This is a genomic window from Streptomyces sp. BR123 (genome assembly GCF_013401435.1).
Taxonomy (GTDB): domain Bacteria; phylum Actinomycetota; class Actinomycetes; order Streptomycetales; family Streptomycetaceae; genus Streptomyces.
In genome coordinates, this window is record NZ_JACBGN010000214.1 from 1 (window position 1) to 12602 (window position 12602).

Genomic DNA, 12602 nt, shown 5'->3' on the forward strand with positions numbered 1-12602 from the left:
CCTTCCCACCACCCGCCTTCCCGTCGCCGGCCGACGGCGTCGCCGACGGTGCCGCAGGCGAAGGCGCCGATGTCTGCGGGGGTGGCGGCGAACCGGCCGGTGACGGGGGCGCGGAAGCCCGGGGACCCGGCCCGTCCGTGCCGTCCGCCGCACAGCCCGTCGCGGCCAGCAGCAGCGAAGCCGCGAGCACCGCGCCCCGCACCACACGTATGTGACGTCCCATGAACCCCACCCCAAGAATCCGGTTGGCACAGTGTCTTGAAAACAGTAGCCAGAAACGGACATTCAGCCCAGAGCAGGGACCCCCGCAAGAGCCCCCGGTCCCCGATGCGGGCCCCCTGGGGGGCCGTTGTCAGTGGCTCTCGCTAATCTCCCCGCATACCGCAGCTCAGGGGGGCTTTTCAGCCGTGCCCGACGCTGCGCGGAATCGGATCGGGCAGGCGGAAAGGCGCGAGGCACATGGCTTGGCTGGCGGCGGGCGAGGGATACGAGATCGCCCTCGTGGAAGGAAAGGTGGCGGCGCGGTCCACCACCGGGCGCACGGCGGGACGGCAGCTGAAATCACTGCCCAGGGCCCTGCGGGACCACCCCGAGGTGGACCGGCTGCGCCGGCTCGCCGAATGGCTCGACCGGCACGAGGCGGCCTGCATCGCCCAGGTGGACACCTGGATGGTGTCCTCCCTGCCCGTGCCCACCGCACTGCTCGCCCGGGTCTGGCCGGACGAGGCCTGGCAGAACGCACTGCGCGACCTCGCCGTCGTCGGCGACGACCCGGACGAGGTGGGCTTCCTGCGCGACGCCACCGCCTCCGGCGAGCTGAAGGTGGTCAACCTCGACGGCGAGACCGTGCGGCTCTCCCCGCGCACCGTGACCCTGCCCCACCCCGTGCTGCTGCCCGACCTGGACGACGTACGGGACTTCGCGGCCGAACTCGGCATCGTGCAGCGCGTCGAGCAGATACACCGGGCGACCTGGCTCAAGCCCGAGGGGCTCGCCGCCAAGGACACCGAGGTGCGGGACTACGCGGGCGGTGTCTTCCCCAACCGGTTCGGCCTGGCCGCCCGCGCCACCGGCCTCGGCTACCGCGTCTCCGGCGGCTACGCCACCTGCGCGGTCCGCGACACCGGCCGGGCCGCCGAGGCCGCCGTCTGGATCGGCGAGCCCTACTACGAGGACGAGGCCACCACCGGCGCGCTGAGCTGGCACGACGAGGACGGCCGGGCCGTGCGCCTGACCGAGGTGGGACCGGTCGCCTGGTCCGAGGGCATGCGCATGGCCGCCGCACTGTACGCCGGACGCAAGATCGAAGAGGGCAAGGACGCACGATGACCACCACGACCACCGACACGACCGCGACCGGCAGCGCGGCCGAGGCCGAACTGCTCCTGAAGGCCGGCGCCGTGCTGCCCGTCGGCACCGACGGGGCCGGACCCTCCGCGGTCGACCTGACCGCCCGCACCTACCGCCACCCCGCCCTCCCCGACGGCCGCGTCGTCGTCCGGCTCGCCGCCGCCGAACTCGGCCCGGCCGAGGACCTGGCCGCCGGCTTCCTCGGCCTCGTCCCCGACGAGGGCGAGCCGCCCGTCGTCGGCCTCGGCCAGCGCCAGGCCCTCGGCTTCCCCGAGTGGGTCCTCGTCCACCATCCCGAGGACGGCCACCACGCCCTCGCCGTCGTCCCCGAACTCGACCGGGTCGCCCGCCAGGCCAAGACGAAGCCCAAGGCCGCCCTCGACGCCTGCCACGAGTTGGCCGGTCGGCTCGCCGCGGCCGTACCGCACTTCCTGCCCGTCTTCTACGAGCAGGCCGCGCGCCTCTTCCTCGCCGTCGAGAACACCGCCTACGCCTCCCAGCTGTTCGGCCGCGCCCGCACCGCCGAGGCCCGGCACGGCCTCACGGTCGACGAGGACCGCCTCGACGCCGTGTTCCTCGAATTCGCCCTCGTCGGCGCCCTCCCCGTGAAGGTCCTCACCGGCTACGCCAAGGACCTCTCGGCCCGGGTCAGCCCCGCCGAGGCCCACACCCGCTTCCGCCGCCTGTGCGTCCGCCGCACCGCCGGCGGCCTGCCGCCGTCCGCGCAGGCCGCGACCGAGCTGCGCCGCCTCGCCCGGGCCGCCGGCCTGACCGGCAGCCGGGCCGAGCAGGAGTACCTCGCCGAGCTGCTGCCGCTGCCCGCCACCCTGCGCGCCGCGTACGGCTGGTGGAAGGCGCACCGCACCGCCCTGATCGCCCTGGCGCACCGCGAGCCGGCCGTACGGGGCACCCTCCTCGAGCTGATGCCGCCCGGCAACGACGGCGAACTGTCCGACCTGTGGCTGGAGATCCTGGAGGAGTCCGGTGCCACCGAGGGGCTCGTCGACACCGGCCTGCCCGCCGAACAGCGCTGCGCCGACGGGGCCGCCGGCTGGCTGGAGCGCTACCACGCCGCCCGCCACAGCGGCTGGAGGCAGCGCCCCACCCCGCCCGCCCTCCTCGACCTCGTCACCCGCGCCGCCGACCGGCTGCGCACCGAACTCGCCGAGCCCGGCCGCGAGGCCGGCCTGCGCATCGGCGTCCAGGACGTCGACCTGCTCGACCTGCTCCTCTCCCTCGGGATCCCGGTCGCCGACCCCGAAGAGGACTCCCGCTCGCACCACCGCCACAACCAGCTGAACGTGGCCGACTGGGCCCGCGCCGACCAGCGCCGCGACCTGCTCGCCCTCGCCGCCGACCGGCGGTTCCGGCCCGCGTTCCGCCGCGCCGCCAACTCCTTCGGCGACGCGGGCTCCGGCGGCGACGTGATGCGCCGGCTCGCCGCCTCGCCCGGCGGCCGCCCGATGCTCACCGAATGGATGCAGGAGGTCGCCCGCAACTCCAAGGCCGCGGGCCTGCCCGGGCTGCCCGAGGCCATCAGCCGGCTGACCTGGCTGCCCGCCGAGGCCCTCGAACTCGCCCGCGAGGAGGTGGCCGACGCGGCCGCCGCCGACCTCGGCGCGATCCTCGCCCGCACCCTGCGCGGAGGCCTCTTCGAGGAGTACGCCTGGCCCGCGTTCGAGGAGGCACTCACCGAGCTCGCCGACCGGAAGGCACTGCACCGCAACAACCTGACCGTCGTCGAGGCCTGGCCCCACCTGATCGTCGCCAACAGCATCCAGGTCCGCGTCATCGACGCCGACTCCACCGTGCTCACCCACGACCTGCGCGTGCCGACCGGCAGCTCGTACCAGTACGGATTCCACTACGTCGACGGCGCGCTGCTCGTCTTCTGGTCCACCTGGGGCAGCGACGTCCAGGGCTACTGGCACACCGACCCGCAGAACGTCTTCACCCTCAAGACGGACCGCAACCACTGGTCGCTGCGCTCCGACGAGATCAGCCTGCCCCTGCCCGGCGGCGGCCGCACCGTAGGCGGCGGCGTCCTCCACGTCGGGGACACCGAACTGCCCCCCGAGCAGTCCCTGCTGTGCGACGGCACCTCGTACTGGGTGTGGCGGCGCCACGAACAGGACAAGGCCGCCGGCTGGTGCGAGTACAACCCCGCCGACGGCAGCCACGGCCGCTTCTCCCAGCCGGCCTTCCTCACCGACACGCTGAACGCCCACCCCTCGCGGACCGGCTTCGCCGCCCACTCCACCTGGCTGCGGCCCGCGCCCACCGTCGAGGGATCCGCCCTCGGCACGCCCGCCGACGGCCTCCTCGGCTGGTGCGCCGTCCGCGTCAAGGACGAAGGCTGGTACGGCCGCGACACCGCCGGCCGCACCGTCCACGTCCCCGCGGACGCCCACAAGCCCGCCGCGGCCCTCGCCCTCCCCGGCGACGACCGGCCGCGCGCCCTCACCCACCGCTGGCGCGAGCTGAGCATCACCGACCCCGACGGCGTCGTCACCGTGAAGACCAGCGGCGACCACCGCAACGCGGGCTTCGCCACCGGCAGCATCGACCTCCCGCCGCTGCCCTTCTGGTACGCCCTGCGCCCCCGCGACCCCGAAGGCTCCGCCGCCCTGCGCGCCGCCGACCGGGACACCGTCGCCGCCCTGCTCAAGGCGGCCGCCGCCGCGGAGAAGGCGTCCGACCTGCCCGGCCTGGTCAGCGCCGCCTTCCCGCAGATCACCGCGCCCGAGCTGCTCGGCGGCATCATCGAGGTCCTGCGCTTCGCCCTCACCCAGCAGAAGGCCCTGGACGGCATCGCCGCCCGCCTCGACTCATCCGACGCCGGCGCGACCCGCGAACCGGAAGGCCCCACGGACCAGTTCGTCGAGGACGCCCTGCGCGGCGTCATCGGCACCGGCTACTACCACTGGGGCGCCCAGCGCGACGTCGCCCACCAGTACCTGCACCGCCTCGCCGCCGGGATCGCCGACACCGGCGCCACCGCGGTACCCGGCCGGCTCCACTTCGACACGCCCGCGCTCGAGTACTCCAGGCTCCCCTTCACGCCCATGCTCGACCACCCCGCCGCCGTCGCCTACCGCGCCGTCGCACCCGGCACCACCGACGAGCAGCGGGCCGCCCTGTGCGGGCTGCTCGGCACCGTCGACGCCCTCGGCCTGGCCTCGGCCGCAGGCTCGGCCGACCGCTGGCGCCGCGTCGTCGTCCACCTCGACGACCACCACCTGCGCACCCCCGACGGCCTGGGCCGCAGCTTCTCGCACCGCAGCCTGCTCCCGCTCGGCGGCGGCGCCGTCCTCGCCCTCACCGAGCACAGCGAGGCCGTACCCGGCGGAGGCGGCGAATTCGGGGCCCTGTTCCACGACCCGTCCGGCCGGTTCACCGTCCCAGGCCCCTACACCCTGCGGGGCGAGGCCCCCGTCGGCGACCGCGAGCGCGGCCCCGGCTGGCTGACCGCCTTCCTCACCGAGGCCGCCGCACACGGCCCCGCACCGCTGCGCCCCGAGGCCGCCGACGAGTTCGCGCGCCTGACCGGCGTCTCCGCCACGGCGGCGAAGCTGCTGATCGCCGGCCTGCCGAACATCGACAGCCACGAGCACAACTTCCTGCCCGCCGAACTGCGCACGGCCCTCGGGGTGAAGGCCGCCGACGCCAAGCACGCCCGCACCGAGCTCCAAGCCCTCGACATCGACCTGCGCCGGTCCCTCGTCGCGGCCCTCCTGCCCGCCGACCCGGCCCGGCTGTGGACCGACGGCCCGGACGTGGCCGCCGCCGCCGAGCTGTGGAACCGGCGCGTGGGCCGCCGCACCCCCGTACCCGAGTGGCTGCTCGCCGAGACCACCCGCGCCGTGCGCACGTCCTGGCCCACGCACCGGGCCCTCGCCGCCGTCCTCGACCCCGAGGCGTCCCCGGCGCTCGGCACCGACACGGAGTGGAAGGTCCGGGGCGACCGGGTGGAGCCCGTCACACCGGGCGGAGAGCCGTTCACCAGGACGGTCCTCACCGACACCCTCGCCGTGACCGCCTGGCTCGCCCACCGGCTGCCCGCCGGCCACCCCGTGCGGGCCGCCCTGCCGCCGGTGCTCACCGCCGTACGACAGCGGCTCGCCGCGCCCGGACTCCTCCTCGACCTCGGGTACTTCGCCTCCCTGCCCGACTTCCGCAAGACCGCCGGCACCCCGACCGAGACCGCGGAGGGCCACGAACGCTACGGCGCGGTCGTCATGGCCACCGGCGACGACCGGCCGCGGCCGGCCCTGCGCACCGCCCTGCTCGACTCCACCGGCTCCGACCCCTACCTGCCGGCCCTGCGCGGCGACGACCAGCAGCCCTCATCGGCCGAGACCGCCCTGCGCTGCGTCCACGAGCCGCGGTTCGCGTCGCTCCTCGCCGACCCGGGTGCCCCGGCGGCGGGGACGGCGGACAAGGACGGGACGTGGTGGCCGCAGGACCCGGGCCGGTCGGTGCCGGAGCTGGTGGCCGAGGTACGGGCGGCGTACGGCCTGGGCGCGGATGCGGCGGTGCTGTACCTGATGCTGCTGGCGATGCCCGATCCCACCGACCGGAACACGGCCCGGTGGACCGGCTGGAAGCCGGCCCGCCTCAAGGCCGCCCGCGCCGAACTGGCCGCCACCGACCTGGTGGTCACGGCCGCCCGAACCCGGGCCGGACGCACCCTGTTCCTCCCCGGCCCCTGGGCGGACATGGCCTCCCCGAACCTGCCCGTCGAGCAGTGGAAGCTGCCGATGTACGAGGGCCTCGCCCCCGGCGGCAGCCCTGTCCTGCGCGTCCTGGTGCCGGCCGAACCGGCCGCGGACCTCTACCGCAGGGCCTGGCAGCGGGTCACCGAGGGCGACGTACCGCGCTTCGAGGAGCTGAAGGTCAAGCGCACCCGCACCCGCCGCCGCTGACGGCACCGCCGGCCGGCCCCACCCGCGGGGCCGGCCGGCCCGCCCCTCCCCACTCCTTCGTACCTGCTTCCCTTTTCTTTCCCCTGTTCGAGTTTCCGAGGACTCCCATGACGACCGTCACCGAAGACGCTGCCGCCGCCCCGGCCCGCCAGACGCTGCCCGCCGAAGAGCGATACGCCACCGAACTCGCCTTCCTCGCCGCCCAGGACACCGGCCCCCGCCCGCCGGGCTGGGCGCTGACCCCGCGCGCCGTCGTCACCTTCGTCTGCGGCAGCGACGGCGCCGAGCTGGCCCTGCCGAAGCGGCGGGCGGGCCTGCCCGCCAAGCTGGCCATCGCCCCCAAGTTCGTCGGCGAGCGCGCCCTCGTCGAACGCTGCGTCGTCACCCTCGCCGGCGAGCGCGGCCTCCTCCTCACCGGCGAGCCCGGCACCGCCAAGTCGATGCTGTCCGAACTGCTCGCCGCCGCCGTCTGCGGCACCAGCGCCCTCACCGTGCAGGGCACCGCAGGCACCACCGAGGACGCCTTCCGCTACGGCTGGAACTACGCCATGCTGCTCGCCCAGGGCCCCACCCCGCAGGCACTCGTCGACTCCCCGGTCCTCTCCGCCATGCGGACCGGGCGCGTCGTACGGGTCGAGGAGATCACCCGCTGCCTGCCCGAGGTCCAGGACGCCCTCGTGTCCATCCTGTCCGACCGGCGGGTCAGCGTGCCCGAACTCGCCGCCACCGAGGACGCGGTGGTCAGCGCCGCCCCCGGCTTCACGGTCATCGCCACCGCCAACCTGCGCGACCGCGGCGTCTCCGAGATGTCCGCCGCCCTCAAGCGCCGCTTCAACTTCGAGACCGTCGACCCCATCGCCGACGCCGACGCCGAGGCCACCCTGATCCGCCGTCAGGCGGTCGCGGCCGTCCGGCGTGCGGGCGCCGCCTTCGGCGTGGACGACGCCGTGCTCGACGCGCTCGTGACCGTCTTCCGGGACCTGCGCTCCGGGCGCTCCGCCGAAGGATGGGACGTGGAACGCCCCGGTACGGTCATGTCCACCGCCGAGGCCGTCCAGGTGGCGACCTCGCTGGGCGTCGCCGCCGCCTACCTGCCGGGCGGTGACGTCCTGGACCTGCTGCCCGGCCACCTCCTGGGCGTGGTCCGCAAGGACGACCCCGCCGACCACGGCCGCCTGCTCGGCTACTGGGACGGACCGGTCCGCCGCCGCGCCGAGGACGGCTCGGCCATGTGGCGCCGCCTGTGGGACCTGCGCGGGAGCCTGCGATGACCACCACCGCCCTGCCCGCGGGCGCCCCGGCGCCCGCCGCCGTACCGGATGCGGACGCCGATCCGCGGGCCACCGTGGAAGTGCTCGCCGCATCGCGGACGCCGTACCTGCTGGGAGTGCGCCACCACAGTCCCGCCCTGGCCGCCGTGGTCCCGGCGCTGCTGGACGCCTCCGGGGCCGAGGTGGTCTGCGTCGAGCTGCCCGCCGAGTTCCAGCCGTGGCTGGAGCACCTCGCGGACCCGGAGACACAGGCCCCCGTCGCCCTCGCCGGCACCGGCCCCGACGGCCGACTGGCGTTCTACCCCTTCGCGGACTTCTCCCCGGAACTGGCCGCGATCCGCTGGGCGCGGGCGCACGGCGCCGAGGTGCTGTGCTGCGACCTGCCGCTGTCCGACCCCGGCTGGACCCTGCGCGGGCCCGCCGCCCCCGATGCGGCTGCGGAGCCGGCTCCGGACGCGCCCGCCGATGCGGCCCCTGCCGCGGACCCCGCCCGGGGACCCGGCTCCGGCCGGCGGGGGCGCTCGTACGCGGGCGCCCTCAGCGCGGCAGGCACCGGCCGGGACGGCGACGACCTGTGGGACCGCGCCGTGGAGGTGCTCGCCCCCGGCTGCACGCCCGAAGCCGTCCGCCGCGCGGCCCTCGGCGTCGGCTGGGCGCTGCGCCAGGACGCGGCCGCCGCCGTCCCCGCGGTGGACCTGGCCCGCGAGGCCCGGATGCGCGAGGCCATCGAGGCCGCGGCTGCCGGGGGCCGACGGGTCGCCGCCGTGATCGGCGCCTTCCACGCCCCGGCCCTCCTCGGCTCCGGCGCCGCCCGGGGCCCGGCTGCCCCGGGCACGGCCGCCGACGGTCCCGCCCCGGACCAGGCTGCACCGTGCCCGGCCCCCGAGGGCGGCGCCGATGCGGCCCGGGCCGCCCACGACGCCGCCGTCACCTCGTTCGTGCCCTACTCCTTCGACCTGCTCGACTCCCGCTCCGGCTACCCCGCCGGCATCCGCGACCCGCTGTGGCAGCAGGCCGTCCTGGAGGCCGGCGGCGACCCGACGCGGCTGCGGACCGCGGCCTCCGCCGCCATCACCGGCCTGTGCCGGGAACTGCGCCGGGCCGGCCACACCGCCGGCACCGGGGAAGCCGCCGAGACCCTGCGGCTGGCCTGCGACCTGGCCGTCCTGCGCGGCCTGCCCGCCCCCGGCCGCGGCGAACTCCTGGAGGCCGTCACCACCGTCCTCGGCCAAGGCGAACCGCTGGGCCGCGGCCGGGCCTTGGCCCGCGCCCTCGAAGCCGTCCTCGTCGGCGCCGGCCGGGGCCGCATCACCCCGCGCGCCCCCCGCTCCGGACTCGCCCCCGGTGTCGAGGCCGAACTCGCCGAGCTGCGGCTGCCCGGCCCCGAGGACCCCGCCTCCCGCGAGGTCCGCCTCGACCCGCTGCGCTCCCCGCTCGACCGACGCCGCGAGGTCCTGCTGCAGCGGCTGTCCGTCCTCGGCGCCGGATACGGAGAGCCGCTCGACGTGGCCGCCACCGGCGACGGCACCGCCCTCGGCACCAAGTGGCGGCTGAAGTGGACCCCTTCCGTCCCGGCCCGCCTCGACCTCGCCGGGGTACGCGGCGTCACCGCCGCCCAGGCGGCCGCCGGCACCCTGCGCGACAGCGCCCGCCGGGCCGCCGCCGACGGCGGCCCAATCCCCGCCGGGATCCTCGCCGGCCTGACTGCCGCCGCCCGCTGCGACCTGCCCGAGCTGGTCGCCGTACGGCTCGACGAGGCGGGCGCCACCCTGCCGCAGACCGCGGCCCTGCCCGAACTGCTGGAGGCAATGGACCTGCTGGAAGGGCTCTCCCGAGGGCACTTCCCGGTCGACTCCGACACCGTGCGCGCCACCGCGGGCGCACTGGCCGGCGAAATCCTCGACGCCGCCGTACGCGCCCTGCCCGGCCTCGCCGGCAGCGAGGACCCGGCCGACGCGCGCGCCCTCGTCGCCCTCGCCGACCGGGCCGCCGCCCGGCACCTCGGCCTGCGCATGGACGAGGCCCTCGCAGGCCTCGCGGCCGACGGTTCCCCGCTCATACAGGGCGCGGCGCACGCCGTACGGGTCCTGCTGGACCTCGACACGGCCGCCGGACTCGGCGACCGCGCCGCCGGCTGGATCGACGGCGCCGCCACCCCGGACGGCCGGCGCGCCCTGACCCGCCGCCTGGGCGGCCTGCTGTCCGCAGCCGGGCCGCTGCTGCAGTCCTCCGCGGCTGCCCTGGTCCCGGTCCTCGACCGGGTCGACTCGCTCACCGACCAGGACTTCCTGGACCGGCTCCCCGCCCTCCGCGGCGGCTTCGACGCGATCGCCCCCGCCGCCCGCGACCGGCTGCTGGCCACCGTCACCGAGCGGCTCGGCGACCGCGTCGACCTCTCCCTCGACGCGCCGCCCGCCCTGCTCGCCCTGTGGGCCGCCGCGGACGCCGCCGGGGCCGCCGCGCTGAAGGCCCTGCCCCGACCGGGGCACGACGCCCCGGCTCGGGATTCGGATGCGGCTCCGGACTCGGCGGGGGCCCCCGCACCCCCACCCGGGACCGGAACCGTCCCCGGACCGGGAGCCGGGACGGCCGCCGGACCGCAGCGGCTCGCCTCCGCCGACCGGTGGAGGCTGCTCCTCGGCCGACAGCGCGACCGGCTGCCCGCCGGAGCCCGCCGCTACGCGCACGCCCTGGACGAGCTGTACGGCGCGGGCCGCGGCGAGGGATCCGCCGACCTGGACGCCGGCGGCGGCAGCGGCGGCGGCCAGGAGGCCTCGTTCCCCACGGCCCGCGAATGGGCCGAGGAACTGGAGGCGATCTTCGGTACGGACGTCCGGGAGGAGGTGCTCGCGGCCGCCGCCGATTCGGGCCGCACCGACGTGCTGGCCCAGCTCGACCCGGCCGCCGTACGCCCCTCGGTGGAACTGCTCGGCTCGGTGCTGTCCCTCGCCGGCGGGCTGCCGGAAGCCCAGGTCGCGAAGCTGCGCCCGCTGGTGCGCCGCCTCGTCGACGAACTCGCGAAGGAGCTGGCCACCCGGCTGCGGCCGGCGCTGTCCGGCCTCAACACCCCGCGCCCCAGCCGGCGTCCCGGCGGCCGGCTCGACCTGGACCGCACCCTGCGGGCCAACCTCGCCCACACCCGACGGCTCGACGACGGCAGCCTCGCCGTCGTCCCGGAGCGGCCGGTGTTCAGCACCCGGGCCCGCCGCGAGGCCGACTGGCGGCTGATCCTGGTCGTCGACGTCTCCGGCTCCATGGAGGCCTCGGTCATCTGGTCGGCGCTGACCGCGGCCGTCCTCGGCGGTGTCCCGACCCTGTCCACGCACTTCCTGGCGTTCTCCACGCAGGTCGTGGACTTCACCGACCGGGTCGACGACCCGCTGTCGCTGCTGCTGGAGGTCCGCGTGGGCGGCGGCACGCACATCGCGGCGGGCCTGGCCCACGCCCGCTCCCTCATCACCGTGCCGAGCCGCACCCTCGTCGTCGTGGTCAGCGACTTCGAGGAGGGCGGGCCGATCGGCGGACTCCTCGGGGAGGTGCGCGCGCTGGCCGCGTCCGGCGCCCACCTGCTCGGCTGCGCCGCGCTCGACGACGCCGGCACTCCCCGCTACTCGGTGCCCGTCGCCCGGCAGCTCGTCGCCGCCGGCATGCCGGTGGCCGCCCTCAGCCCGCTCGCCCTCGCCCGCTGGGTGGGCGACCGCCTCCGTGGAGAAACCCGTTGAGCACCGCCCCGACGCCGCTGCCGCCCGTCGCCCCCGAGGTCCTCGCCGAAGCCGTCGAGAGCCTCACCGCCCGGCTGCGCAAGAAGCTCGACGCAGCCATCGAGGGCTGCGCCGCCGGTACGCCGGCCGCGGAGCATGCCGACGACGGCAGCATCGGCTTCCGCTTCGGCGAGGACGCCGTCGTGACCCTGCGGCCCGGCCCCGGCGGCGCGGTCACCGACGCGGGACAGGCCGTGTGCAGCTGCCTGCTGGCGCCGCGCTGTCTGCACCGGGCCGCGGTGCTCGGCGCGGCCCCGCTCGCCGACGCCGCCCAGCCCGAGCCCGAGCCCGAGCCAGAGGCCGGGGACGGCGCGTCCGAGTCCGGGGACGGCGACGAGTCCGAGCCGTCGGCGGACCCGGCGTCGCAGCCCGCAGCCGCGGCCCGGGCCGGCGTCGCGGCGCAGCAGACCGTACGGGAGGACGCCGCACCGGCGGAAGCCGCCCTGACGCCTGCCCAGACCGCCGCCGCCTCCGCGCTGTGGCAGGCCGCCGCCGAGGCCCTCGCGGCGGGCGTCACGGCCGGCGGGGCGGTCGTCCAGGCCGAGCTGCTGCGCGCCGCCCACACCGCGCGCCTCGCCGGGCTGCCCCGCGCCGAGGCCGCCACCCTGAGGCTCGTACGCGGCCTGCGCGCCGCGCGGGAGCGCAGCGGCACCCACCGGCTCGCCGACCTCACCGCCGCCTTCCGGGAACTCCTCCACACCGCCGCCGCCCTGGCCTCCGGCGCGGCCGACCCCGCCCTCGCCGGCAGCGTCCGCCGCGCCTACCGGCCGGGCGGCAGCCTGCGGGTGCACGGCCTGTGCCGCGAGCCGGTGCTGTCCGCGACCGGGTACGGGGGAGTGGTCACCCACCTCCTTGCCCCCGACGGGGGCCGCTACTCGGTCTCCGACGTCCGCCCCGGCGGTCTCGCCCGCGCCAAGGGCGCCGGATCCGCCTCGGTGGCGCTCGGCGGCGCCGTCCTCGACCACGCGGGCCTGGCGCGCGGGGGGCTGCGCATCGCCGGGGCCACGGTGTCGCCCGACGGCCGGCTCGGCGCAGGGCGCGGGGTGCAGGCGACCCCGCTGCCCGGCGTCCGGTGGACCGGCGAACCCGCCGCGGCGCTGTTCGCCCGCCCGGCGGCCGAGGCCGTGGCCGCACAGCTCACCGGCCCGGACCCGGACGCGGCCGGTCCCGCACTGCTGGGCTGCGACGTCACGGTCGTCGGCGCGGCCGGAGAGGACCTCCTGGTCCGCGAGATCCGGACCGGGCAGGCCCCGGCCCCGCTGCTGCGGCTGCGGGCCGCCCACCCCCACCCGGAG

At 77.1% G+C, this 12602-nt stretch carries 5 protein-coding genes and 1 pseudogene; all 6 read left to right on the forward strand.

Annotation, left to right across the window (positions count from 1 at the left end; genetic code table 11):
- A pseudogene (locus tag HYE82_RS37355) lies at positions 1-215 on the forward strand (hypothetical protein); the annotation flags it as partial.
- A gap of 244 nt (positions 216-459) precedes the next feature.
- Complete coding sequence (locus tag HYE82_RS26550) at positions 460-1329, forward strand: DUF4132 domain-containing protein (RefSeq protein WP_179176686.1); 870 nt, start codon at positions 460-462, stop codon at positions 1327-1329.
- Positions 1326-6275: a DNA-binding protein gene (locus tag HYE82_RS26555; protein ID WP_179176685.1), complete on the forward strand. Its 4950-nt coding sequence runs from the start codon at positions 1326-1328 to the stop codon at positions 6273-6275. Before HYE82_RS26550 ends, HYE82_RS26555 begins: the two co-directional genes overlap by 4 nt.
- A gap of 107 nt (positions 6276-6382) precedes the next feature.
- Positions 6383-7546 (forward strand): AAA family ATPase, encoded by a 1164-nt coding sequence (locus tag HYE82_RS26560; protein WP_179176687.1) that lies wholly within the window; start codon positions 6383-6385, stop codon positions 7544-7546.
- Positions 7543-11268 (forward strand): DUF5682 family protein, encoded by a 3726-nt coding sequence (locus tag HYE82_RS26565; RefSeq protein WP_179176688.1) that lies wholly within the window; start codon positions 7543-7545, stop codon positions 11266-11268. Before HYE82_RS26560 ends, HYE82_RS26565 begins: the two co-directional genes overlap by 4 nt.
- On the forward strand, positions 11265-12602 hold a 1338-nt coding region (locus HYE82_RS26570), incomplete at its 3' end, for an SWIM zinc finger family protein (protein WP_179176689.1). The genes HYE82_RS26565 and HYE82_RS26570, both read left to right, overlap by 4 nt.

Coding starts and splice junctions, on each gene's coding strand:
- HYE82_RS26555 (WP_179176685.1), top strand. CDS start 1,326: ATGACCACCACGACCACCGACACGACCGCGACCGGCAGCGCGGCCGAG.
- HYE82_RS26560 (WP_179176687.1), top strand. CDS start 6,383: ATGACGACCGTCACCGAAGACGCTGCCGCCGCCCCGGCCCGCCAGACG.
- HYE82_RS26550 (WP_179176686.1), top strand. CDS start 460: ATGGCTTGGCTGGCGGCGGGCGAGGGATACGAGATCGCCCTCGTGGAA.
- HYE82_RS26565 (WP_179176688.1), top strand. CDS start 7,543: ATGACCACCACCGCCCTGCCCGCGGGCGCCCCGGCGCCCGCCGCCGTA.